Source organism: Ureibacillus thermophilus, from assembly GCF_004331915.1.
Lineage (GTDB): Bacteria > Bacillota > Bacilli > Bacillales_A > Planococcaceae > Ureibacillus > Ureibacillus thermophilus.
This window is the reverse complement of sequence record NZ_CP036528.1, coordinates 2,276,273-2,301,736: the sequence shown is the minus strand read 5'-3', so window position 1 is coordinate 2,301,736 and position 25,464 is coordinate 2,276,273. Positions and strand designations below refer to the sequence as shown.

Here is a 25,464-nt window from a genome sequence, read left to right as displayed (position 1 = left end):
TTCCTTCTTCCAAGTGTTCTGAAAATGAAAGAGAGGTAGCTTATAAATCTATGAAAATAAAACTTTTTAATGTCGTCATAGCAATCGCAGCAATTATTTTCATTTTCGTCAGTGATCCCAAGCCATCAAAAGCCGAAATTATGGATATGACTGGAGGAGTAAAAGACGATTATACTTACGAAGAATATGTATTTATTACAGGTAAGCCGGTTCGCTTTACCGGGGATGCAAGCAGTGTTACTGTAACTAGAAAAGAGTCAAAAGGTAAGATTACAGAAACTTATAAAATGACGCTTACTGGACCAAACAAAGGAGACAAACTCACTCGTACGGTTAAGTATGATTTAGATGTTGAAAACTATGATGCCATTGGGCAGAGCACTGCTAACGGAAAATTGTCCAGTTTTGATGAAAAAATTACCATTAATGGAATCACTTATAGCATCGTCAAAAATGGCTATCATATTACAAAAGGAAGAGTGACGGATAATTTACCGGCATCAAATTATTTTGATGAAATTATTACTGGAACAAAAAAATATGAATATAAAGATAATGGAATTACCTTTAATATTTTAGTGGAAGTACAAAGCAAACTTGTTGGGTATGAAAACTTTTGGGGATCTACAGAAACTCAAATGACCGAACAAACTATTCGATTTGCTGATGGTTCAGTGGGAACAATAAAAAATACTGTATCTTCTTCGAAAACTCGTAAATTAGAGTATGAAAAGAATCCAGCTTCATTATCAAGCTTTTATGGTGGCTATTATGTAAAAACAGAAGAGAGCGCAGTTTCGAAGTTTCACTATAATTTAAAAGGGTATGGCTCAGGGTCATTCACTTTAAATGCTTCGAAAACACCTGCTATCGAAAGATTAATTGTACCGAAATTCCGAGATTTATCAAATCATTGGGCAAAAGATTCAATTGAAAAGCTATATTCTTTAGGCGTTTTCAATGATAATTCAAACTTTTTCTCTCCAAATACACCGATGACACGGCTTGATTTTACAATTGCTATTGGAAAAGCAATTGATTTGCGCGTAGAAGATCAAAAAAATAATAAAAACAAAAATAAGCAGAAAATTTTCCCGGATTTAAATACAAACATAAAAGATTATGAATATATTGTTTCTGCAGTTGAAAAAGGAGTTATTAAAGGCACATTGGATTATAAAACAGGAAAGCGGATTTTTGAACCAAATGGCTATATTTTACGCGAGCAAGCAGCAACGATTTTTGTTCGGGCATTAGGTTTGGAATCGAAAGCTCCAGATCCTGGATATCGAACAAATTTTAGAGACAACGCAGCCATCTCTGACTATGCACGTGATGGTGTATATATAGCATCGGAACTTGGATTAATGAATGGGGATGAATATGGAAACTTCCGTCCAAATGAACCTTTAACTCGTGCTCAAGCTTCTGCAGTCATAATTCGCTTCCTTGAGTATTTAGAAAAAGATTTGCAGCAAAATTATCGGGAAGATATTCTTTTCTTTGAGTGAATGTCAATTAATTAAAGGAAATTCAAAAAGTTGACCTTAACAATATTAAGGGAGGCTGGCACAAACCTAAAAAAACATCATTTTCTCCAAAAAGAAAATGATGTTTTTTTGATATGTTATTAAAAATTGATTTCCGTTCCGGGGACGCTTTCCGCAGGGTCCGGCTCGAGCCGCCTCTGAGTCATCCCTTCGCTCCTTGTGGTCTCTAGAGGACTCGTTGCAGGAAAGCTTTGCTTTGCGACTAAGCGTGTGCGACAGAAATTTGCCCCGTCACTCCAATCAATTTTTCGTTATATCAATTTTTTATCAAAATTCTTTCAACTACCCCTAAAATTTTTTGATTAATGGATGAAAAGTGTAAATTGTCGAAATTTGATGAATACTAACGCTGAAGTGGATTATGATTGAAATTAGTATCTTTTTTTGTTATTCTCATTTTAGAATTATTTTAAAGAAAAAGATATATTTCATAACTTTTTCATAAATTGCGTTTAGATAGCGCTTTCTTTGTGATAGAATAAAAGTTATGAAATAGTTCGTGAGAGGTGTAAAGTTCATGCACACACTTGTTGTCGGCTTGAATTATAGAACTGCGCCAGTCGAAATTCGTGAAAAACTGTCGTTCATTGAAAGTGAATTACCGCAAGCGATGGCTGCGTTAAAAAATGAAAAAAGCATATTGGAAGATGTAATCGTATCAACTTGCAATAGAACGGAAATCTATGCAGTGGTCGATCAACTGCATACAGGACGTTATTATATAAAACGTTTTTTATCTAATTGGTTCCACATTCCAATTGAGGATTTTGAGAACTATTTATATATCCATGAAAGCGATGATTCTTTAAAACATCTTTTTCGCGTAGCGGCTGGAATTGATTCCATGATTCTTGGGGAAACGCAAATTCTTGGACAAGTGAAGAAAAGCTTTTTAGAGGCACAAGAAATTGGTGCGACGGGTACAATTTTTAACCGCTTGTTTAAACAAGCGATTACTTTTGCAAAAAAAGCGCATAATGAAACGACGATTAACGAAAATGCTGTTTCAGTATCTTATGCTGCTGTGGAGTTGGCAAAGAAAATTTTTGGTTCTTTGAAAAACAAGCACGTTGCAATTTTGGGCGCAGGGAAAATGGGCGAGTTAGCAATGGAAAATCTGTATGGAAACGGTGTCGGAAAAGTAACGGTATTGAATCGTACCTTTGAGAAAGCCATATCCCTTGCAGAACGTTTCAATGGACAAGCGAAATCCATTAAAGAATTACAATGCACCCTTTTAGAAACGGATATTTTAATCAGTTCAACAGGTTCCCCGCAATATGTCATCGATTATGAATTGATGCAGTTTGTTGATCATTTGCGTAAAGGAAAGCCATTGTTTTTAGTAGACATTGCTGTACCAAGGGATATTGATCCGAAAGTTGGCGATTTGCCAAATGTGTTTTTGTATGATATTGACGATTTGCAAGGTATCGTTGAAGCGAATTTAGCGGAACGAAAACAGGCCGCCCAACAAATTGAAAGAATGATTGTACAGGAAATCGCTGAATTTAAAGACTGGTTTGCAACCCTTGGAGTAGTGCCGATTATTGCGGCTTTGCGCAAAAAAGCGGAGATGATTCAGCAAGAAACAATGAAAAGCATCGAAAATAAAATGCCAAATTTAACTGAACGGGAACGTAAAATTTTAAATAAACATACGAAATCCATCATTAATCAATTGTTAAAAGAACCGATTCTTCAAGTGAAGGAAATTGCCAACTCGCCAAAAGCAAACCAAAACCTTCGATTGTATCAACAAATTTTTGGAATTGAAGAACTTGTTCAAGAAGAAATGAAAAATCAACAATTAAAAGCAGCTGAGAAACAAATGGTTCAAGAATTAGAAAATCAACCAAAATTATCTTTTTAAGAAAGAAATTTAAGGCGTTTTCGTATCGATGTGGTAAACTATTGGTACGGAAACGCTTTAGTTTTTACTAGAAATGACGTATTAGATGGAGTAGGGTTTCGTATGACTGAAGTGATGTCAAACCTTTATCAAATGATGGTTATTCTTTATGCAATTAGCATTATGCTATATTTTATTGATTATTTTTATAAAAAAGCTTTTATTCGTCGTTCGGCTTTTTGGTTGATTTCGATTGTGTGGGTGATGCAAACATCCTTCATCGTTTTAAATATTATTGAAACGAAACGTTTCCCGATTTTATCCCTCTCGGAAGGAATTTATTTTTACGCATGGCTGCTTGTAACGTTGTCGATTTTTTTGCATTGCATTGCGAGGGTCGATTTGCCGGTCTTTTTCATCAATATACTTGGATTTATCTTTATGACCATACGATTATTTGCGCCAAATAATTTAAATCCTGTATTAAAAACTTTAGAATCTGAAATGCTGTTTATACATATAAGTTTTGCGATTTTCGCTTATGCAGCATTTTCTGTTTCATTTGTTTTCTCCATTTTATATTTAATTCTCTATCATTTATTAAAAAAGAAAAAATATACAAAAGTATGGTCACGATTGCCTTCATTGACGCAAATGACCCAATGGATGAATTATTCCATTATTATTGGCATACCGATCATGCTCATCAGTTTGCTTCTTGGGTTGGAATACGCATTTATGAAGGTCGATTCCGTTTCGCTTTTTGATATCAAAATTATTGCATCTTTCATTATACTCATCATCTATATGGCTGTACTGATTATAAAACGGAGCGGAAAAATGACTGGCACTTCTTTTGCATGGATTCAAATTTATGCATATTTTATCGTTTTAATTAACTTCTTTTTAGGAAGCAAGTTTTCACATTTCCACTTATGGTATTAGAAGAAAGGTTGGTTCATCATGAGAAAAATTGTAGTAGGTTCTCGAAAAAGTAAATTAGCTCTTACACAAACAAACTGGTTTATTAACCAATGCAAAAAAGCTTGTTTGCCCTTTGAGTTTGAGGTCAAAGAAATTGTGACAAAAGGTGATAAAATATTAGATGTGCAATTATCAAAAGTTGGAGGAAAAGGGCTGTTTGTAAAAGAAATCGAAAAAGCATTGCTTGAAAAAGAAATCGATTTTGCAGTCCACTCGATGAAAGATATGCCTGCCGTTTTACCAGATGGCCTTACAATCGGCTGCATTCCATTAAGGGAAGACCCTCGCGATGCACTTATTTCAAAAAATCATGTGAAATTTAAAGATTTGCCTGAAGGTGCTGTTGTTGGGACAAGTTCTTTACGGCGCAGCGCACAACTTTTACAAGTGCGCCCTGATCTTGAAATTAAATGGATTCGGGGAAACATTGATACTCGTTTGAAAAAATTGGAGACGGAAGGTTTCGATGCCATTATTCTTGCCGCTGCTGGATTGAATCGCATGGGCTGGGCAAAGGATGTGGTGACAGAATATTTAGATGTAGACATTTGCTTGCCTGCCGTTGCCCAAGGTGCATTAGGCATTGAATGCCGGAAAGATGATGAAGAACTGTTAGCAGAGCTTGCAAAATTAACGGATGAAAATACAAAGAAAGCGGTTATTGCTGAGCGCGCCTTTTTAGCGGCGATGGATGGAGGCTGCCAAGTTCCGATTGCCGGTTATGCGACGGTGGATGGGGAAGAAGTGAAGATGACTGGTTTAGTTGCTTCTCCAGATGGTTCCATTTGTTATAAAGAAACAGTGAAAGGCCAAAATCCTGCAGAAGTTGGCAAGAAGCTTGCTCAAATCTTAACAGAACAAGGTGCCTATGAATTAATTGAAAAGGTGAAAGCGGAAAATGCGTAAACCGTTGGAAGGGAAAACCATTTTATTAACTGGCACCAAAAAAACCCAATCGATTGTTGAACGGATTGAAGAGCTGGGAGGGGAAGCGGTCCTATGTCCCCTTATCCAAACGAAGGAAGCGGACAATAGTGATGATGAAGAGCGTCTTGCTGCCTGCCAAAATTACGATTGGCTCATTTTTACGAGCCAAAACGGCGTTGAGTTTTTTTGGAAAAAAATAAAGCGGATTCAATTTAATTCAACGCAAATTTCTTGTAAAATTGCAGCTGTAGGTGAAAAGACCGCCGAACTATTAAAACGATACGGATTCAACGTTCATTTCATGCCTTCTGTTTACAGCGCGGATACTTTCATCAAAGAATTCCCTTCTGTCAGCGGTTCCTCCCCGAAATGCTTATTTATTCGGGGACAATTAGCGAAGGATACGTTGAAAAAGGGGCTTCCTTTTCCAATTGATGAATGGACAGTATATCAAACGATTGAAAATAAAGAATCTGTTAAACAATTAATAGAAACGATTGAAAGCAGCAAGCAGCCTATTATCATCTTTGCAAGCCCATCTGCTGTGGATTGCTTTCATAAATATGTAGCTCCTAAAGTCGGGTGGGAAAGAGCAAAAATTGCTTGCATCGGTCATATCACAAAAGGTGCAGTTGAAAAATATGGTGCCCATGTTACATATTTTCCAGCAACATATACAATGCAATCTGTCATAGATGCAATCGCAAAAGGAGAGGAAATGTAATGTCACAATTAGAATTTAGAAGACATCGTAGACTTCGTGCAAACGCAACTATTCGATCAATGGTAAGAGAAAATCATTTGCATAAGGAAGACTTAATTTATCCGATTTTTGTTATTGAAGGGGAAAACATTAAAAATCCAGTAAAATCCATGCCAGGTGTTTATCAGCTTTCTTTAGACCAATTGGATGAGGAAATTGATGAAGTTGTATCCCTTGGCATTCCAGCAGTTATTTTATTTGGCATTCCTGCTGAAAAAGATGCGCAAGGTTCAGGTGCATTCCACGACCATGGCATTGTACAAAAAGCAACACGACAAATTAAAGAACGTTATCCTGAATTGATGGTCATTGCCGATACTTGCCTTTGTGAATTTACAGATCATGGCCATTGCGGTTTAGTGGAAGGGGATAAAATTTTAAACGACCCTTCCCTTGATATATTGGCAAGCACTGCCGTTTCCCAAGCAAAAGCCGGGGCGGACATTATTGCTCCTTCCAATATGATGGATGGATTTGTGATTGCGATTCGAAAAGCTTTAGATGAAGCCGGATTCCAAGATGTGCCAATTATGTCTTATGCGGTGAAATATGCTTCCAGCTATTACGGTCCGTTCCGTGAAGCGGCAGAAGGAGCGCCAAAATTCGGCGACCGCAAAACGTATCAAATGGATCCTGCTAATCGTTTAGAAGCTTTCCGTGAAGCGGAATCTGACATTGAAGAAGGAGCAGATTTCTTAATTGTGAAACCTGCCCTTGCCTATATGGATATTATTCGCGATGTTAAGAATCGTTATCCAGTTCCAGTGGTGGCTTATAACGTTTCCGGAGAATATTCAATGGTAAAAGCAGCGGCACTGAATGGCTGGATTGACGAAAAATCCGTTGTATTGGAAACATTAGTTGGAATGAAACGTGCAGGAGCCGATTTAATCATTACTTATCATGCAAAAGACGTAGCTCGTTGGTTGGAGGAGAAGTAATATGCGTTCATATGAAAAATCAATTAAAGCCTTTCAAGAAGCAGTGAATTTGATGCCTGGCGGGGTAAATAGCCCTGTCCGCGCTTTTAAATCAGTCAATGGTAATCCGGTCTTTATTGAATCTGGAAAAGGCGCCATTATTCGAGATATTGATGGTAATGAATATATTGATTATGTGCTTAGCTGGGGTCCATTGATTTTAGGCCATTCTCATCCTGAAGTAGTGAAAGCAATTCAAGAACAAGCAGCAAAAGGTACTTCTTTTGGCGCTCCAACAGTGCTCGAAAATCAATTAGCTAAAATCGTCATTGAACGAATTCCCTCTGTTGAGATGGTCCGCTTCGTTTCCTCTGGCACGGAAGCGACAATGGCTGCCCTTCGCCTTGCCCGCGGATATACTGGCCGTGATATCATTATGAAATTTGAAGGTTCTTATCATGGACATGGCGATTCTTTACTAATTAAAGCCGGTTCTGGTGTCGCAACTCTTGGCTTGCCAGATAGCCCTGGGGTTCCTGCGGATGTAGCGAAAAACACGGTAACTTGCCCTTATAATGATTTAGATGCAGTTAAAGCAACATTCGAAAAAATTGGTGAACAAATTGCTGCTGTAATTGTAGAGCCAGTTGCAGGAAACATGGGGGTTGTTCCACCTAAACCAGGATTTTTAGAAGGATTGCGTGAAATTACAAAACAATATGGTACTGTTCTAATCTTTGATGAAGTGATGACTGGATTCCGCGTAGATTATCACTGTGCGCAAGGTTATTACGGCGTTGAGCCGGATTTAACGACTTTAGGGAAAGTGGTTGGCGGCGGTCTTCCAGTAGGCGCTTTTGCTGGTAAGCGGGAAATCATGGAGAAAGTAGCGCCTAGTGGACCGGTGTATCAAGCGGGGACACTTTCAGGAAATCCTCTTGCAATGACTGCTGGTATTGAGACATTATCCCGCTTAACTCCTGAGACTTATGAGTATTTTAAAAAGTTAGGGGATATGCTGGAAACGGGAATCCGTGATGCAGCAACGAAATACAATATCCCGCACACAGTGAACCGTGCAGGTAGCATGATTGGACTATTCTTAACGAATGAAAATGTTGTTGATTTTAAAACGGCTCAAACTTCTGATTTGAAATTATTTGCAGAGTATCATCGACTCATGCTGGAAGAAGGCATTTACTTACCTCCTTCCCAATTTGAAGGTTTATTTATTTCAACTGCTCATACAGAAGAACATATCGAAAAAACAATTGATGCGATGCACAAAGTATTTGCCAAATTAGCTAGATAATTTAAAGAGTGGGGCTGTCCAGAAAGTGTAAAGCTTTCCGGACAGCCCCACTTCTATTAGTAAAATTCTTTTGAAAAATCTTTGCTCCTATGCTGGTCACATTAAACGCGCCTCTTCGTCGCAATATATCTGCGGCAAAACTCTAGCGACAGCCGCAAAGGGAGCGTCTTGAAATGACTTTTCAGACGCCCCCTTTTTTATAGAAATTTTGAAATTCCTTTTATCATACTTCCTTTTCTCGTGCATAGAGTAGTACGGGAGGGGAACACATGGCAAAAATTGATTGGGAAATGATGACGCAATTTATTTTTTCAAAAGAATATGGGATTGTCGAAGAAGTCGTATCGGTCCAAGTCATCCCGCGCTGGGAGCAAGAGGTAACAGAAGATTCCATTCGTTTGACGGGCATTTATCATATTAAGGCAACCGTGAGATTTAATCCGGCCGTTAAGCCAAGTTTTAGTGAAGGAACGTTGATTGAATATATTGATTTAAAAGGCGATGAAGGATATTTTGAATATTCAATGCCTTTAGAAGTGGACTTGCCAAAGGAAAAAGTTGCATCAAATTGTAAACTGGATCTTTCTGTTGATGATATCTCCTACTTTGTATACGATGGCTCAAGCTGTACGTTTAAATGGGAAGTCCAATGCACTTTTGAAGAGCCGACAGCCGGTGCTTTGTTCCAAGTGGAGTCTAAAGAAAAAGCGGCAGAGCGGGTAGCGGTTGTAGCTGCCAATACGGGAGAAGTATTGGAAAAGGTTAAAATTGACCAGCCGCCAGCGACTCTTGAACATCCGTTAGTGCAAGAAGAACAGCATAACAAGAAGGAAAGTATTCAAAGCTTGCTTGAAACAACTGTTGATGTTGAAGAGGAATCTTTAACAAATTATGAACCTTTTTATCAACCTGCGGAAGATACATTAGAAGAAAGTCCAATAAAGCCAGTAGAGCCCATTCAACAATCGAATTTAGTTAAAGAGGCTAAAAAAATCCGGAAAGAAGAAGAGAAACAAGTGTTGGAATCATCCAACAAACTGTCAATCGATGAACGATTTAAAATTCCATCCGATACGGATGATTTTTACAACGAGCTTTCAGAATCTTATAGCCTTTTGAAATTTAAATAATATTCGTCCATAACATCCATGAAATGAGTAAGAAAATGAAAAGCAGCAGCACATCGCCCGTCGTGGGAACAAAAACTAAGTGAATTGCTTGGAATACAGTGATCGGAATGCAAATATGCTTTGCATAAAAGCGCACTTTTCGGAGCCAAGGAGGTAAAAGCCAAGGATTATAGCTTCTTCTTCTTTTTTTTAAAAATGACATGGAAATCGCTCCTTTCATTTCCTTTGAACTTGAAAACTGCTTATAAATTTTATAAAATGATTTAAGCAGTTGAATATGCGTGGATGCGATGAATTGGAAGAGTAAAATGTGGACGCATGCTACAGAGAGGAAACGGCAGCTGAGAAGTTTCCGCATGCACCCATTTGAAGGTAGCCATGGAGCAGCTTTTATGAAATTCCAGTAGTAAAAGCCGGTTCAACACCGTTATCGAAATGAGAGCTGTTTAGACGTTTGATTGTCTAAATGGAAAAAAGGTGGTACCGCGAGAACTCCTTCGTCCTTTTTAGGATTAAGGAGTTTTTATTTTTGCCAAAATATGATTCAACTAAAGGAGGAACAGTTATGACAGAAAACGTGACAATGCCTACAAAGTACGATCCGAAGTCTGTTGAACAAGGTCGTTACAAATGGTGGCTGGAAGGAAAATTTTTTGAAGCACAACCAAACAGCGGGAAAAAGCCTTATACGATTGTGATTCCACCTCCAAATGTAACAGGGAAGCTGCATCTTGGCCATGCTTGGGATACGACATTGCAAGATATCATTATCCGCATGAAGCGCATGCAGGGATATGACGCTTTCTGGCTACCGGGAATGGACCATGCGGGAATTGCGACTCAAGCAAAAGTGGAAGCAAAACTTCGCGAACAAGGAATTAGCCGCTATGACTTAGGACGAGAAAAATTCCTTGAAAAAACATGGGAATGGAAAGAAGAATATGCAAGCCATATTCGCGAACAATGGGCAAAATTAGGCCTTTCCCTCGACTATACAAAAGAGCGCTTTACATTGGATGAAGGATTATCCGATGCAGTAAAAGAAGTGTTCGTGCGCCTTTACGAAAAAGGCTTAATCTATCGCGGCGAACGCATCATTAACTGGGACCCGGAAGCAAAAACGGCTTTATCCGATATTGAAGTAATCTATAAAGAAATTCCTGGCGCCTTCTATCATATGAAATATCCGCTTGCGGACGGTTCCGGCTTCTTGGAAGTGGCGACAACACGCCCTGAAACAATGCTTGGAGATACTGCGGTAGCGGTTCACCCAGAGGATGAACGCTACAAGCAATATATTGGAAAAACAGTCATTTTACCGCTTGTTAATCGTGAAATTCCAATTGTAGCCGATGAATATGTGGATATGGAATTTGGTACAGGGGTTGTAAAAATTACGCCTGCCCATGACCCGAACGACTTTGAAGTGGGCAACCGCCACAATTTAGAGCGCATTCTAGTGATGAATGAAGATGGCACAATGAATGAAAATGCCGGAAAATATCAAGGAATGGATCGCTTCGAATGCCGCAAACAAATTGTGGAAGATTTAAAAGCACAAGGCTACTTAATCAAAATTGAAGAGCATGTGCATTCTGTTGGCCACTCTGAGCGTACAGGAGCCATCGTGGAACCTTATTTATCTAAACAATGGTTTGTTAAAATGAAACCATTAGCAGAAGCTGCGTTGAAATTGCAGCAAGAAGAAGACAATAAAGTGAATTTTGTTCCGCCAAGATTTGAAAATACGTATTTGCATTGGTTAGAAAATATTCGCGACTGGTGCATCTCCCGTCAGCTTTGGTGGGGCCATCAAATTCCTGCATGGTATCATAATGAAACTGGCGAAATTTATGTTGGCAAAGAACCGCCAAAAGATGCGGAAAATTGGAAGCAAGATCCGGATGTATTGGATACTTGGTTCTCCAGCGCCTTATGGCCATTCTCTACAATGGGCTGGCCGGATACAAACAACGAATTGTATCAACGCTATTACCCAACAGATACGTTAGTAACAGGTTATGACATCATCTTCTTCTGGGTAGCCCGCATGATTTTCCAAGGAATTGAATTCACCGGCAAACGTCCATTTAAAGATGTACTAATTCACGGTTTGGTGCGCGATGGCGAAGGACGCAAAATGAGTAAGTCCCTTGGCAACGGCGTTGACCCAATGGATGTCATTGACCAGTACGGTGCAGACTCCTTGCGCTACTTCTTAGCAACAGGTTCTTCACCTGGCCAAGACCTTCGTTATACAAATGAGAAAGTGGAAGCTGTCTGGAACTTTGCCAATAAAATTTGGAATGCATCCCGTTTTGCCCTCATGAATATGAACGGGTTAAAATACGAAGAAATTGATTTAACAGGCGATTTAAATGTCAGCGATAAATGGATTTTAACTCGCTTAAATGAAACAATTGAGAAAGTAACTGATTTAGCTGAACGCTATGAATTTGGTGAAGTGGGCCGAGAATTATATAACTTCATTTGGGATGACTTCTGTTCATGGTATATTGAAATGGCGAAGCTTCCGTTATACGGTGACGATGAAGCAGCGAAACTTACAACTCGTTCTGTATTAGCATATGTGCTTGACAATACAATGCGCTTGCTTCATCCGATGATGCCGTTTATCACTGAAGAAATTTGGCAGCACCTCCCACATCAAGGAGAATCCATCACGGTTGCCGAATGGCCAAAGGTGAGACCAGAATTCAATTTCAAAGAAGAATCGAGCCAAATGAAACTTCTTATGGACATTATACGTTCCGTACGCAATATCCGTGCCGAAGTGAATACGCCTATCAGCAAAAAAGTGCCGCTATACATTAAGGCAAAAGATGCAGAAACTGTAAACATTTTGGAAGAAAATAAAGCGTATATTGAACGTTTCTGCAATCCGGAGCAATTAGTCATCGGAGTAGAATTCGAAGCTCCTGAAAAATCGATGACAGCGGTTGTAACAGGTGCCGAACTATTCTTGCCGCTTGCAGGACTCATTAACTTGGAAGAAGAAATTGTCCGCCTTGAAAAAGAGTTGGATAAATGGGCAAAAGAAGTAAAACTTGTATCCGGCAAGCTTTCCAACGAGAATTTCGTGAAAAAAGCGCCGGAAGCCCTTGTTGCAAAAGAGCGGGAAAAACTTTTAGATTACCAAGAAAAATACGACGCAGTGAAAAAACGCTTAGATGAGCTGAAACAAATGTAAGAAGGCAATTCGCCGAATCGATGGAAACATCGGTTTGGCGAATTTTTTATCATTTTGCTTTCTTTGGACAAACCATAAATGAGGAAGTTGCTTCATCATCCTATGCACTTTTTAATGCCACACCATTGCATTTGAAGTAAAATAAGGTGGAAGTTAGGAGGGGAATATTTTGTTTACAACCATCGAAGAATGCACAAATTTTATGTATGGTTTACGGGCAGAAAAACATAAAGGGGAACCTTTTGACGCAATGAACAAATGGTTGCCTTTGCTTGGAAATCCCCATGAAAAGGTGCCATTTATCCATATTGCCGGCTCAAACGGAAAAGGGTCAACGGTTACTTATTTAAAAGAAATGCTCGAAAAAGCTGGATATCAAGTAGGAGCTTTTACATCTCCCCATTTGGAAAGAGTAAATGAACGTATTACCATTAATGGATTGGAAATTCCGGACGAACGGTTTTTATCCCTTGCAAATCGTTTATTTCACCTCATTGATCAGCTCGACGGGAAATATCCGAACTTTTTTGAAATCATGACGCTCATTGCGTTTATGTATTTTGAAGAAGAAGAGGTAGATATCGCCATCATAGAAGCAGGCATAGGGGGGCGTTTTGATTGCACGAATGTCATCACGCCGCTCATTTCTATCATTACAACGGTTTCCCTTGACCATACCCACATATTAGGGAACACGTATAAGGACATTGCCTATCAGAAGGCAGGAATTATCAAAAGAAATATTCCGGTTGTCACTGCTGCAACGAATGAAGAAGCGCTTGAAATTATACGTACAGAGGCAGAAGAACAAAATGCGCCTCTTTTCATCTATGGCGAAGATTTCTTTGTTTCAGATATTCAAACAGAAGAAGGAAAACAGCGTTTTACATACCATCTAGGGAAAGTAGAGTTAAATATTTCGTTAAAGATGTTGGGAACCCATCAAATTGCCAATGCGAGCTGTGCTTTAACTGCAGCTACCATTTTACGAAGCATCGGGTTTGACCGCTTTACGGACAAAAACATTCAAAGGGCATTAGAAAATGCTTTTTGGCCAGGGCGTTTTGAACGGATTGGACAACAAATCGTTTTAGACGGTTCCCATAATCCAGAAGGTACAAAAGCTCTAATCCACACATTAATGAAACAATACCCGCACAAAAAATATAAGTTTATCTACTCTGTAATGAATGATAAAGACTATAAAGAAAGCATATCTATGTTGGATGAGGTTGCTAAAGCCATTTATTTTACGGAACTTCCCATTCCAAGAGCAGCAAAAGCAGAGGAATTGGCAAAGTATTCCTCACATCCTTATAAAGAAGCCCATGATGATTGGAAAGAGTTGGTGAAGCGGGAAATCGCAAAAATTCAATCTGATGAATTGCTTGTCATTACCGGTTCCATCTTTTTTATTGCAGAAGTGCGGAAATTTTTAAAAGAGAAGGAAGAAACGTATGATACGGAACTTTGAACGATATAAAGAAAAATGGAATGTGGAGAGCGACCCTTCTATTAAACCTGGTTTGGAAGGAATGAAAAGAGCGTTGGCCTTGCTGCAGGAACCGCACAAAAAACTTCAAGTTGTCCATGTTGCGGGGACTAATGGAAAGGGTTCAACTGTTGCTTTTCTTGAACAAATTGCCCTTTGCCATGGGCTTTCAGTAGGGAAATTTACTTCTCCCTGCATCGTGGATGTCCATGACCAAATTCAAGTGAATGGAATACCGATTACGGAAAAGGAAATGGACGAGCTTTTCAAAGAAATGATGTATGCAGGGATAAGCGGTCTACTCACCGATTTTGAGCTGTTAACTTGCGCGGCTTTTCTACATTTTGACAACGAAAAAGTCGATTTAGTGCTTCTTGAAACGGGATTAGGAGGTCTTGAAGACAGTACGAATGTCGTAACACCGCTTGTTTCGGTCATTACAAGCATTGCCCTAGAACATACACAAATTTTAGGGAATACGTTGGAGGAAATTGCCTTTCATAAAGCAGGGATTATTAAATCTGGCAAGCCGGCAATGGTTGGGATTTTGCCAGAGGAGGCTTTATCTGTAGTGAAAGAGAAGGTCCGCTCGGAAAAATCCCCGTTATTCATTTATGGAGAAGATTTTTATGTTCAACAGGATGAATCGGAGGAAATCTATTTCAATTCACGCGTGCCATGCACAATTGAAGGATTATCAAGAAAAATGGCAGGAGACCATCAAAAAATTAATATGGCATTGGCCATTACTGCTTTTCTGGAAGCAGCGAAAAACTTGCAAATCGATGTCCAAATGGAAGCGATTCGGCAAGGGATTGAAAAAACAAGTTTGCCCGGCCGTTTTGAACAGGTGTTTCCGAACGTTTATTTTGATGGAGCCCATAATCCTGCAAGTGCTGAAAAACTAGTTGAAACAATCAAGCAGCAGTTTCCAGGCAAAGCTATTCGGTTTGTTGTAGGTATGGTGAAGGATAAAGACATTGAAAAGGTGCTAAGGCTGTTCGAATCGGTCAGCGATGAATTTTATTTCGTCGATTTTGAAAATCCCCGTGCAGCCAATGCTCAATTTTTACAACAACTTTCAAGGGCAAAGAAAAAAGAAATATTAAAAGATTGTATTCCATTTATCCAATCAAACATCTATTTTGATGGCATTACCATTGTGACAGGGTCTTTATATTTGCTTTCAGAAATCCGGAATGAATTGCTGAAAGAAGTAGATTTTTAAGAGAGTCGGACGGCAAATTTTATACCCTTTTTTATTGAATATTCATTTTCAAAGGAACATAAACATATGAAATAATAAGGACTTTGTTCGGCAAGAAAATGATGTGGATTGCAATAGAAAAGGGTGATTTGATGAAATTTCCGCATATCATAGGGCGAAGGGAAATGATACGGGCAGCTCTATTAGGTTCTATGACGGGATTTGTCGGAGTTCTCGTATTTATTCTTATGTTGAATGCTATGAGTCCAACATATAAAGAAGAGGCCAAATCGGAAAAACTGATTCCTGTAAGTTCAGAAGTAAAGCAAGAAGAAAAAGAGAATGACTATGTGCAGTTTTATGCAAATCAGTATGGGGTTTTTTCCACCTTTGAAAAGGCTACGGAGTTTGTATATGGCAATTCCCGTTTAAATACGAGCGCCGTTGTTGAAATAGATGGAAGTTATTATGTTTGGTCAAACGTGGCGACTACAAAAGAAGGAATCGTTCCATCAGAAGATCCTCCATCCTTTGTCAAACCTTTTAAGTTAATTGCAGCAGGCTGTTCAGATCCGGCATTAAAAAAAATCCCTTCCTTGTTGAAAAGTGAAGATCCTTCAAATTTTCATTTTGAAAAGGGTGAAAAACAGGAAAATTTGCCTCCGGATTGGGAGACCATCAACATTGCATTATCAAGCATTTCAAGCGATTTATCAGTTATTCGCATGCATTTATTAGCCCATTATTTTACGGAAAATGAGTGTTTGAAAATCGAATTTTAAACGATAAAAACGGGCGATTTGTAAAATTTTATTCCTTCGATAAATTTTTCAAAATGCCATTCCTCGGCTATATTATGTATAGGAGGAATGGAAATGAAATTTAGAACAACACATCAACTCGTTTTAGCTTCAGCCTCACCAAGAAGAAAAGAATTATTTTCAAAGTTGGGCGTCCCATTCGAAGTCATCACAAGCAGTGTGGAAGAAACTTCTGTACAGGCAACGGATTTTAAAGACTACGTTCAAAAAGTGGCATTATTAAAAACTAAAGATGTAGCCTCCCTTTGCCCCGGAAAAACGGTTATTGGTGCAGATACTATTGTAGTATTCAATAATGAGCTTCTCCACAAACCGAAAACAAAGGAAGAGGCGATTGCTCATTTAGAGAAACTTTCATCCAATCGCCATCAAGTGATGACTGCTGTAGCAATTATGACTAAAGATCGCCAAGTGGAATCTTTTGTGGAAGTGACAGATGTTTATTTTAAATACCTCCCTAAACCATTAATTGAAAAATATGTGGAAACGAAAGACCCTTTTGATAAAGCTGGTGGCTACGGAATCCAAACGGGCGGGGCTTTATTTATCGACCGAATCGAGGGAGACTACAATACCGTTGTTGGTCTGCCGATTGCATCGCTGTTTGAAAAACTGGTGGAATTGAAAATTATCGAATTTTAGGGAGGTTATTGGATGTCCATCGGCACTTTTTCTGAATTGATGATTCGTGATATCCATATCGATGATCGTCCAAGGGAAAGGCTTATTAAACAAGGGCCACAAAGTTTATCAAACGTAGAGCTCATTGCGATTCTGCTCAGAACCGGAACGAAGCAGGAATCGGTCCTCTCCCTTGCCAATCGGGTCCTCACGTATTTTGAAAAATTGCATGAATTAAAATACGCCACATTAGAAGAAATCATGTCCATTAAAGGGATTGGACAAGCAAAGGCAGTTCAGCTTTTGGCAGCGATTGAACTGGGAAGGAGGCTTTCCCAAAAGCAAATAGATTCCCGCTTTGCCGTCCGTTCTCCGAAAGATGCGGCATCCTTTTTAATGCCTGAAATGAGTTCATTGCAGCAGGAACATTTTGTAGCATTATATTTAAATACGAAAAATCAGGTCATTCATAAGCAAACGATTTTTATTGGAAGCTTGAATTCGTCTATCGTACATCCTCGTGAAATTTTTAAAGAAGCGATTAAGCGTTCAGCTGCTTCCATTATTTGCGCCCATAACCATCCAAGCGGGAATGCGGCGCCAAGTCCAGAGGATATTGAAGTGACAAAAAGGCTGCAAGAAGCTGGGTATATCATCGGGATTGAATTGATTGATCATCTTATAATTGGCGATCATCAATACTTTAGTTTAAAAGAGCAAGGATATATTTAATGCTTGTTTCAATTGTGAAAACTTCATTCCAAAAAAGTCGAAAGTCCTTTATTTTTCGGATTTTCGGCTTTTTTTACATCATGTTGATGTTTCAAAGAACTTTCATTCGTAAAAATCGTCTTATTATAAGTGGATTTGTAATGAGTTTGTAAAAAATAACAATATATTTTTCGTTGTGTCAAGCGCAATTTCGCAATACAATGATTAATGCGAAAAATGTATGGGTTGCATGAAATTCATGGGAAAAACGCCCCTTGATACTATAATTTTTCGACACAATCCGCTATAATAAAATTTATGATTTTGGACAGTCTTAGAGAAACAAAGCTGTAAATAGAAAGGGAGTACAAAATTTGTTTGGATTAGGAAATAAAGATGTAGGTATTGATCTTGGTACAGCCAATACATTGGTATTTGTGAAAGGCAAAGGAATTGTATTACGTGAACCATCCGTAGTAGCAAAAAATACAAAAACTGGTGACATCGTTGCAGTTGGTAATGATGCGAAAAATATGATCGGACGTACACCAGGCTCCATTGTCGCAATACGGCCGATGAAAGATGGAGTAATTGCAGATTTTGATATTACGACGGCAATGATTCAATATTATTTAAAACAAGCTTTAAAAAATTCAGGATCCAATTGGAAAAAGCCAAATGTCATGATTTGTGTACCTTTTGGCATCACGTCTGTTGAGGAGCGGGCGGTAATTGATGCAGCTCGCCAAGCTGGGGCAAAAGAAGCGTTTACGATTGAAGAGCCATTTGCAGCTGCCATTGGTGCAGATCTTCCGGTTTGGGATCCAACAGGTTCCATGGTCGTTGACATTGGAGGGGGAACTACTGAAGTTGCCGTTATTTCTTTAGGCGGCATTGTGACAAGCGAGTCTGTCCGCATTGCTGGGGACGCAATGGACCAAGCAATCATCAGTTATATTCGAAAACAATATAACTTAACAATTGGGGAACGAACAGCAGAACAGATTAAAATGCAAATCGGTACTGCTCGAGTGGATGATGTCGATGAAAAGATGGAAATTCGAGGAAGAGATTTAGTGACAGGCTTGCCTAAAACGATTGAAATTTCTTCGAGTGAAATCTCGGAATCTCTAAAAGAATCCATTGCGGCCATTATTGATGGCGTGAAGAAAACCCTTGAAAAAACTCCGCCTGAACTTTCTGCAGACGTAATGGAGCGAGGAATTGTTCTTACAGGCGGCGGTGCGCTATTGAAAAATCTTGATAAAGTAATTAGTGATGAAACAAAAATGCCTGTATTTATTGCGGAAAATCCGTTAGATTGTGTAGCAATCGGCACTGGAAAAGCTTTAGAACATATCGATTTAATCCGGTCTCAGCAGATAAAAAAATAAGGGGGGATAGCAATGCCACATTTTTCAAATAAAAAAATTATTGTACTTTTAGTTGGTACAATTGTACTTGTGGCATTGATCAGTTTTTCATTACGCGATCGTCAAAATGCAACTCTCCCCGAACAATTCATTAAAGATTCGGTTGGCTTGGCACAAAGCATCGTGGCTAAGCCAGCCAATTACATAACAAATATTTTTGAAAATGTCCAATCTTTGCTGAACACGTATGAAGAAAATCAGCGGTTGAAAACAAGATTGGAGGATTTTGCTGCTCTTCAGGTAGAAGTAAATAATTTAAAATCCGAAAACGAACAATTGCGCGACCTTTTGGATCATGAAGAGAGTTTAAGAGATTATGAACCGCTTCGGGCAACGGTAATTGCAAGAAATCCCGACCAATGGGAAGAGAAAATCATCATCAATAAAGGTTCTTCCCATGGGGTAAAGAAAAACATGGCTGTAATCACAACGCAAGGGTTGATAGGTAAAATTAGCTTAGTAACACCTTTTACTTCAGAAGTGGAATTATTATATACGAATAATCCAAATTTCCGCGTTTCTGCAGTCGTTCAAAGTAAAAAAAATGTCGCACATGGTTTAATTGAAGGTTATGACGAAAAGCGTAATGAATTGATATTAAAACGAATTGATTCCAGTTTAGAAATTAATAAAGGCGATAAAGTGGTAACTTCCGGTCTGGGTGGCATCTTCCCGAAAGGCATCCTGATTGGTGAAATTACGGAAGTAACTACTGAAGATTTTGGTTTGACAAAAATGGCATATATTAAACCGGCAGCTGATTTTTCAATGTTGGAGAAAGTGATTATTGCAAAACGCAGTGCAACGGTAATCGACGGTTCTGATGGTGATGGAACAAATGCTGATTTAACCAATAATACGGGCATTCCGGGTGAGGGTGAAGAGGAATAATGTGGATTCGATTAATGATACCCTTTTTAGCAATTTTATTATTTTTTTTGGAGCCCGAATTTGCATTGTTCTCACCAATTGAATGGAACGGGGAGTTCTTTTATTTAGTGCCCCGTTTTCTTATCCTTTATTTAATTTTTCTATCCATTTATTATAATCCTAAACGCGCCGTTGCTTACGGTTTAATTTTTGGACTCTTGTATGATGTGTTTTACATTGATATCATTGGTTTATATACGGTGTTGTACCCTCTTGTATGCTACATTGCTGGTTGGTCTGTAAAATACATCCACCAGCATTTAAGCATTACTACGATTTTATCAGTTTTGCTTGTTGCATTAATGGAAGTGGTTTTATACTACTTCTTCCGTTTCATTGATTTTACAAATTTACCTTTTATAGAATTTTTCATGAATCGATTAGTTCCTTCCATTTTAGCGAATTTGCTCTACTTAATCATGCTAGGTTGGGCATTTAAATATTTAATTGACGCCAGAGTGTTGCAAAAGATTCGTGAATTGTCTTAATTTGATCAAGCGAGAGGTGTCACTCTTATGAAAAAACAGCTTGTCCATATGAAGGGGACAAAAGAAGGATTAGTGCTTCGGCTTGATGATCAGTGCGCCTACAGAGACCTGGTGGAAGAACTTGAGCGGAAAGTATCAGAAGGTGGGATTGATGGGAAAGTCAATGTCTCCCTCGATTTAGGTTATCGCTACCTTCTCGAACAGCAAAAGCAAGAAATTATCAACATCATTGAAACCCCTGGTAAAATGGTCGTATCAAAAATCATGTGCAATGTCATTTCAGTGGATGAAAACGATGCAAAAAAACAAGAATTGCAATGCGATACATATGTGGGCATTGTACGTTCAGGGCAGATTATTCAGGCTCCAGGCGATATAATTGTTATCGGCGATGTGAATCCAAATGGGAAGATTGAAGCAGGCGGAAATATTTTTGTATTAGGAAAACTAAAAGGAATGGCCCACGCAGGGGTTGGAGGAAATCGGGAAGCAATTATTGCCGCTTCTTGGTTCGAACCGACCCATGTTTACATAGCAGATGTCATTGAAGTGATGTCGAATGAAAAACCAATTGTCAGAAAACATGCAGAGCAGTTGTTTGCATATATAAATAAAGAAGGAATTATTTCATATGACCGATTACAGGAAGTGCGAAAAATTCGGGCATTATTAAACACTAAAGGAGGTAGCTAATGTGGGGGAAGCTATTGTAATAACTTCAGGTAAAGGCGGAGTCGGTAAAACAACAACAACAGCGAACCTAGGGACAGCTCTGGCACTTCAAGGAAAAAAAGTGTGCTTAGTGGATACAGATATCGGTCTTCGAAATTTAGATCTCGTACTGGGTCTAGACAATCGAATTATTTATGATTTAGTGGATGTAGTTGAAGGGCGCTGTAAAATTCATCAAGCGTTAGTGAAAGACAAACGGGTTGATGAGAAGTTATTTTTATTGCCTGCTGCGCAAACAACTGATAAAAATGCAGTGACACCTGAACAAATGAAAACATTAATTGAAGAATTAAAAAGAGAATTTGAATACGTTTTAATCGATTGTCCTGCTGGAATTGAACAAGGATATCGCAACGCTGTAGCCGGTGCAGATAGCGCCATTGTCGTTACAACTCCTGAAATTTCAGCTGTACGGGATGCGGACCGTATTATTGGCTTGCTGGAACAAGAAGAAATGGATCCACCTAAACTGATTATTAACCGAGTGCGAAAAGATTTAATCAATCAAGGCGATTGCATGGATATTAATGAAATTACGACTCATCTTTCCATTGATTTATTAGGAATCATTGTCGATAATGAGGACGTAATTGCTTCTTCCAATAAAGGAGAACCAATTGTCATGGATCCAAATAATAAAGCTTCGTTAGGTTATCGCAATATTGCTAGAAGAATTTTGGGCGAATCAGTGCCTTTAATGACCCTGGAAGAAGAACATAAAGGAGTATTTAAACGGTTAATTTCAATTTTCTCAAAATAATCGTTTCATATGAAAAGGCTGTGTAAAGATTCGACACTTTGTTGATGACCAAGACGATGGAGTTGCATTCGAAATCAACAAAGCGGCGCAACCTTTGGGCAGTCTTTTTTTGTTTTCCGTCCATTCTCATTTTCTGCAAATAGAATCGTATTTTCATCTCGTTCATATAATAAGGAAAAATGGGAATGGATGAGGGTATGGTGAAAAAATGGAAATGGATTACAGCCTTTTTTCTTTGCATTAGCGTTCTGACAGCTGGCCATCTTCAAGAAAGTGGAAAAATTTCGGTGGATGTGAAGAAAATCGTATATAGCTCTGAAGACTTAAAATTTATGCGCCATGTGCTGAGAGAAATTTTCGGCAGAGAGTCAAAGGATAAGATTGCGGTTTCTTCAGAGCCTATTAACCAAGAACTCCTTACCTTTGTACAAGTTAAACCTTATTACAAAGGGTATTTGTTTACCTATGATGAAGCCGTGCCGATTATAGCAGTGGACCATGGTCTCGTTGTGTACACGGGATATTCGAAAGATACGGGGAAAACGATTTCAGTTTATTATGAAGACGATACAACCGTGACATATGGAAATGTGGATTCTTTCTCGTTGCTTCCGTATACATCTATTGAAAGAGGGAGCACGATTGGCAAGAAAGAACCGGGAGATTTATACATTCAAGTTGAAAAGGATGGGAACATTCTAAATTTAGAAGAGACATTATCATGGATGAAAGAGCATATGCTGCCATGATGCGTATGACCATTCATCCATTATTTTTGCCTCTGTTATTTGGTTTAATCTTGTACGGTAATGTCAGTTATTATGCCCTCATTTTATCTTCATTATTAGTTCATGAACTAGGGCATATGCTCGTTGCATGGCTGTTAGGAGTGAAGGTGAAGCGCTGCGTCATTATGCCGTATGGGGGAGAAATTGAACTGGAGGGTGGATATGCTTTATCTCCTCACAAACAACTCCTAATCAGCCTTGGCGGTCCCGTAGCTACTTTTTGCTTCATGTTGATGGCCTCTTTTTTAGACCCTATATTGGCCAAGCAGTTGATCAAAATTCAAATGATTCTTTTGCTCATTAATTTAATTCCGGTTTGGCCTTTGGACGGTGGAAGAATTGTGTTTTCGCTTATTTTAATCTTTTCAAAAAAGGTCAAAATGTACGAGTTGTTTCTTGCCATTTCACTCATACTCATTTCCTTGTCAGCCATCATTACCTTTGTAATGCTTCCCCAAACATTATTTTTATTTGTGTTAAGCATCTTTTTATGGATGAAAGTAGTGCAAGAATGGCGCTATCGAAAATACCGGATTGCTTTTGAAAAATATGTATTGAATCGATTGACTTAACCCTTCCAGTATGATAACATTTCATATGTTATGTAGCACCTGTGCTACAACCGCTCTGGGAGGGTCTTTAAGCATCACATGGATCACCTTTCCACAGGCGAGTCTTAGACTAGAGGAGGTGCAAAGATGTACGCTATTATCGAAACTGGTGGCAAACAGTATAAAGTTGAAGCTGGACAAGAAATTTACGTTGAAAAATTAGGTGTTGAGCCTAACGAAACTGTAACTTTCGATAAAGTTCTTTTCGTTGGCGGCGAAACAGTGAAAGTTGGTACTCCAACTGTTGAAGGCGCAACTGTAACTGCGAAAGTAGTGAAAGAAGGCCGCGGCAAAAAAATCACTGTTTTCAAATACAAAGCTAAGAAAAACTATCGCCGTAAACAAGGTCACCGTCAACCTTATACAAAATTAGTGATCGAGTCCATCAACGCATAAGAGGTGGCTGAATGATCACAGTAACGATTCATCATGATGAAAATCGACGTGTATCGGCCTTTGAGTTTTCTGGACATGCTGAATACGATGAATCGGGAAGAGATTTAGTATGTGCAGGGGCATCGACCATCGCCATTGGTACGGTCAATGCCATATATGCATTATTAAATATTGAACCGAAAATCGAACAGGCAGCAGAGGGCGGAGGCTACTTAAAAGTAGACTTGCCTACGGATATAGATTCTCAAATCGATGAGAAATTACAGTTGATTGTGCAAGTGATGACTGCACAAGTATATTCGATGGTTCAAAACTACGGCCAATATATTCAAATCAAGTATAAGCAAGTAGGAGGTGGAACACAGTGAAATACTTGTTATCATTAGACCTTCAATTCTTCGCTTCCAAAAAAGGGGTAGGTTCTACTAAAAACGGTCGTGACTCTGAAGCAAAACGCCTTGGTGCTAAACGTGCGGATGGTCAATTCGTAACTGGTGGTTCAATTCTTTACCGTCAACGCGGTACAAAAATTTACCCAGGTTTAAACGTAGGCCGCGGTGGTGACGATACACTTTACGCAAAAGTTGACGGCATCGTACGTTTCGAACGTATGGGACGCGACAAGAAAAAAGTAAGTGTATACCCTGTTGCTAAAGAAGCATAATTTAAACGAATCTGAGAGGAGTAGCGAATGCTACTCCTTTTTGTTTTTTATAATTTAGTTTTTACTGCAACCAACCATCCGTCTAATTGACCATTAAGGTGGGTAGGATACATTGTGGTAACAGAAGTTTCTGACATAAATTGTCCGTGGAGAAGGTTTCTTAAAGTACCTATTGATTTTCTCATTTTTGGATCAAATCTCCAATATCCAGAATAACCAGGTTCTATTGTCATAAGCTGAGGCACTAAACGACGTGATGAAAAATACTGTAAAAGCCAATAAAACAGTTGAAAAAATAGATTTCAAATTCATATAATATCCTCCTTTTGGAATAAATGGTATACAATTAACTTTAACGGAAGGGATTTCAAAGTCAACTAAAATTAACAAAATAGGAAAGGGTTGGTATATTGAATCGTAAAATTTTAGGAACATTGTTTTTTGTCGTTTCAGCTATTTTAATTTCAACTCAATATATTGTTGCTGCTATATTAACTTTAAATCTAGGATCTTCGGATAAAGGGACTTTTTATAATGTTTTTTTAATTCTGGATATGTTTTGGTTGTTTCCAGTGTAATTTTCTTCATAGTTGGAATGTTTTTGGCAAGTAGAAAATGTATGAAATGGCAATTAAAAATGCATACATACACTTGCCAAATTCCATGGTTAACGTTGAGAGATTGAGTCTTTGTATCGGTGACTTTCACCATTGAAGATGATTAAATGAGAATGATGAATCAGCCGATCAATGACGGCCTCTGTTAAAATGGGATCGCCAAAGACATTATTCCATTGGCTAAAAGGTAAATTGGTTGTCACAATGATGCTTTTGGTTTCATAACACATGGAAATAACTTGAAATAATAACTCTGCCCCCTGTTTATGCAATGGAATATAGCCCAATTCATCAAGAATCAAGAGATCCAACTTTTCGATTTGATTGAGAAATTTACCAAGGTCACCTTTTTCATTGGCCTCCAATAAAGCATTGACAATGGAGGCGGCCGTATAGAACTTCACTCTTTTTCCTTGTTTTTTCATCAAATTGAGGGCGATGAGAGTGGAAAGGAATGTTTTACCGGTTCCCACTCCGCCATAGAAGATAAGGTTTTCCTGATTTTTCGTAAACTCACCTTCTAAAATATAATCTTTTGTGATGC

General features: G+C 38.6%; 27 protein-coding genes and 2 other annotated features. Of the genes, 25 read left to right on the top strand and 2 right to left on the bottom strand.

From position 1 onward, the window contains the following. The first annotated feature begins 50 nt into the window (after positions 1-50). The 8 genes from DKZ56_RS11395 to DKZ56_RS11360 all read left to right on the top strand — a co-directional run bounded on the left by DKZ56_RS11395 (position 51) and on the right by DKZ56_RS11360 (position 9,438). Complete coding sequence (locus tag DKZ56_RS11395; protein WP_208650100.1) at positions 51-1,511, top strand: S-layer homology domain-containing protein; 1,461 nt, start codon at positions 51-53, stop codon at positions 1,509-1,511. A gap of 556 nt (positions 1,512-2,067) precedes the next feature. Beyond that, positions 2,068-3,423, top strand: a complete 1,356-nt coding sequence (gene hemA, locus DKZ56_RS11390; RefSeq protein WP_208650099.1) for a glutamyl-tRNA reductase — start codon at positions 2,068-2,070, stop codon at positions 3,421-3,423. A gap of 102 nt (positions 3,424-3,525) precedes the next feature. Then, positions 3,526-4,347, top strand: coding sequence for a cytochrome c biogenesis protein CcsA (ccsA, locus tag DKZ56_RS11385; RefSeq protein ID WP_208650098.1), 822 nt, complete (start codon positions 3,526-3,528; stop codon positions 4,345-4,347). A gap of 18 nt (positions 4,348-4,365) precedes the next feature. Next, positions 4,366-5,292 (top strand): hydroxymethylbilane synthase, encoded by a 927-nt coding sequence (gene hemC / locus DKZ56_RS11380; RefSeq protein WP_208650097.1) that lies wholly within the window; start codon positions 4,366-4,368, stop codon positions 5,290-5,292. Beyond that, the gene (locus DKZ56_RS11375; RefSeq protein WP_208650096.1) at positions 5,285-6,037 is read left to right on the top strand and encodes a uroporphyrinogen-III synthase; all 753 of its coding nucleotides are present in this window, start codon (positions 5,285-5,287) and stop codon (positions 6,035-6,037) included. The genes hemC and DKZ56_RS11375 overlap by 8 nt, the downstream gene beginning before the upstream one ends. Further along, positions 6,037-7,017 (top strand): porphobilinogen synthase, encoded by a 981-nt coding sequence (gene hemB / locus DKZ56_RS11370; RefSeq protein ID WP_208650095.1) that lies wholly within the window; start codon positions 6,037-6,039, stop codon positions 7,015-7,017. Before DKZ56_RS11375 ends, hemB begins: the two co-directional genes overlap by 1 nt. 1 nt (position 7,018) lies before the next feature. Next, entirely contained in the window at positions 7,019-8,308 is a 1,290-nt protein-coding gene (hemL, locus tag DKZ56_RS11365; RefSeq protein WP_208650094.1) for a glutamate-1-semialdehyde 2,1-aminomutase, read from the top strand. A gap of 269 nt (positions 8,309-8,577) precedes the next feature. Next, entirely contained in the window at positions 8,578-9,438 is an 861-nt protein-coding gene (locus DKZ56_RS11360; RefSeq protein ID WP_208650093.1) for a hypothetical protein, read from the top strand. Here the strand turns inward: DKZ56_RS11360 and DKZ56_RS11355 are convergent. Next, the gene (locus tag DKZ56_RS11355) at positions 9,431-9,640 is read right to left on the bottom strand and encodes a hypothetical protein (RefSeq protein ID WP_208650092.1); all 210 of its coding nucleotides are present in this window, start codon (positions 9,638-9,640) and stop codon (positions 9,431-9,433) included. The two genes, DKZ56_RS11360 and DKZ56_RS11355, sit on opposite strands and share 8 nt — an antisense overlap. 79 nt (positions 9,641-9,719) lie before the next feature. Next, positions 9,720-9,946: a binding site (T-box leader), on the top strand. 57 nt (positions 9,947-10,003) lie between these two features. On the opposite strand from DKZ56_RS11355, the gene DKZ56_RS11350 reads away from it, so the two are divergent. The 17 genes from DKZ56_RS11350 to DKZ56_RS11270 all read left to right on the top strand — a co-directional run bounded on the left by DKZ56_RS11350 (position 10,004) and on the right by DKZ56_RS11270 (position 24,881). Beyond that, positions 10,004-12,649 carry a valine--tRNA ligase gene (locus DKZ56_RS11350; RefSeq protein WP_208650091.1) on the top strand — a complete coding sequence of 882 codons (2,646 nt, stop codon included), beginning with the start codon at positions 10,004-10,006 and terminating at the stop codon, positions 12,647-12,649. Between the two features lie 169 nt (positions 12,650-12,818). Further along, complete coding sequence (locus tag DKZ56_RS11345) at positions 12,819-14,123, top strand: bifunctional folylpolyglutamate synthase/dihydrofolate synthase (RefSeq protein ID WP_208650090.1); 1,305 nt, start codon at positions 12,819-12,821, stop codon at positions 14,121-14,123. Further along, a complete protein-coding gene (locus DKZ56_RS11340; protein WP_208650089.1) occupies positions 14,107-15,369 on the top strand; it encodes a bifunctional folylpolyglutamate synthase/dihydrofolate synthase in 1,263 nt (420 codons plus the stop codon). The genes DKZ56_RS11345 and DKZ56_RS11340 overlap by 17 nt, the downstream gene beginning before the upstream one ends. A gap of 164 nt (positions 15,370-15,533) precedes the next feature. After that, on the top strand, positions 15,534-16,130 hold the full coding sequence (locus tag DKZ56_RS11335; RefSeq protein ID WP_208650088.1) for a hypothetical protein: 597 nt from the start codon (positions 15,534-15,536) through the stop codon (positions 16,128-16,130). 93 nt (positions 16,131-16,223) lie between these two features. After that, positions 16,224-16,811, top strand: coding sequence for a Maf family protein (locus DKZ56_RS11330; protein WP_208650087.1), 588 nt, complete (start codon positions 16,224-16,226; stop codon positions 16,809-16,811). Between the two features lie 12 nt (positions 16,812-16,823). Beyond that, positions 16,824-17,522, top strand: coding sequence for a RadC family protein (gene radC / locus DKZ56_RS11325; RefSeq protein ID WP_281275656.1), 699 nt, complete (start codon positions 16,824-16,826; stop codon positions 17,520-17,522). A gap of 353 nt (positions 17,523-17,875) precedes the next feature. After that, on the top strand, positions 17,876-18,895 hold the full coding sequence (locus DKZ56_RS11320) for a rod shape-determining protein (protein WP_208650086.1): 1,020 nt from the start codon (positions 17,876-17,878) through the stop codon (positions 18,893-18,895). A 12-nt stretch (positions 18,896-18,907) separates the two neighbouring features. Next, positions 18,908-19,825, top strand: a complete 918-nt coding sequence (gene mreC, locus DKZ56_RS11315; RefSeq protein WP_208650085.1) for a rod shape-determining protein MreC — start codon at positions 18,908-18,910, stop codon at positions 19,823-19,825. Beyond that, a complete protein-coding gene (gene mreD, locus DKZ56_RS11310; RefSeq protein WP_208650084.1) occupies positions 19,825-20,352 on the top strand; it encodes a rod shape-determining protein MreD in 528 nt (175 codons plus the stop codon). Before mreC ends, mreD begins: the two co-directional genes overlap by 1 nt. 27 nt (positions 20,353-20,379) lie before the next feature. Next, on the top strand, positions 20,380-21,045 hold the full coding sequence (locus DKZ56_RS11305; RefSeq protein WP_208650083.1) for a septum site-determining protein MinC: 666 nt from the start codon (positions 20,380-20,382) through the stop codon (positions 21,043-21,045). 1 nt (position 21,046) lies between these two features. Continuing rightward, a complete protein-coding gene (gene minD / locus DKZ56_RS11300; protein ID WP_208650082.1) occupies positions 21,047-21,844 on the top strand; it encodes a septum site-determining protein MinD in 798 nt (265 codons plus the stop codon). 185 nt (positions 21,845-22,029) lie between these two features. Further along, positions 22,030-22,593 carry a M23 family metallopeptidase gene (locus tag DKZ56_RS11295; RefSeq protein WP_208650081.1) on the top strand — a complete coding sequence of 188 codons (564 nt, stop codon included), beginning with the start codon at positions 22,030-22,032 and terminating at the stop codon, positions 22,591-22,593. Continuing rightward, positions 22,566-23,204: a site-2 protease family protein gene (locus DKZ56_RS15585; protein ID WP_245989439.1), complete on the top strand. Its 639-nt coding sequence runs from the start codon at positions 22,566-22,568 to the stop codon at positions 23,202-23,204. Before DKZ56_RS11295 ends, DKZ56_RS15585 begins: the two co-directional genes overlap by 28 nt. A gap of 38 nt (positions 23,205-23,242) precedes the next feature. Then, positions 23,243-23,319, top strand: a sequence feature (ribosomal protein L21 leader region). Between the two features lie 11 nt (positions 23,320-23,330). Continuing rightward, positions 23,331-23,639, top strand: coding sequence for a 50S ribosomal protein L21 (rplU, locus tag DKZ56_RS11285; protein ID WP_208650080.1), 309 nt, complete (start codon positions 23,331-23,333; stop codon positions 23,637-23,639). Between the two features lie 11 nt (positions 23,640-23,650). Continuing rightward, entirely contained in the window at positions 23,651-24,007 is a 357-nt protein-coding gene (locus tag DKZ56_RS11280; protein ID WP_208650079.1) for a ribosomal-processing cysteine protease Prp, read from the top strand. 5 nt (positions 24,008-24,012) lie between these two features. Continuing rightward, entirely contained in the window at positions 24,013-24,303 is a 291-nt protein-coding gene (rpmA, locus tag DKZ56_RS11275) for a 50S ribosomal protein L27 (protein ID WP_208652241.1), read from the top strand. 410 nt (positions 24,304-24,713) lie between these two features. After that, on the top strand, positions 24,714-24,881 hold the full coding sequence (locus tag DKZ56_RS11270) for a hypothetical protein (RefSeq protein ID WP_245989433.1): 168 nt from the start codon (positions 24,714-24,716) through the stop codon (positions 24,879-24,881). Between the two features lie 89 nt (positions 24,882-24,970). Here DKZ56_RS11270 and DKZ56_RS11265 read toward each other — a convergent pair. Then, the coding region (locus DKZ56_RS11265; RefSeq protein ID WP_208650078.1) for an ATP-binding protein at positions 24,971-25,464 on the bottom strand (494 nt) is incomplete at its 5' end.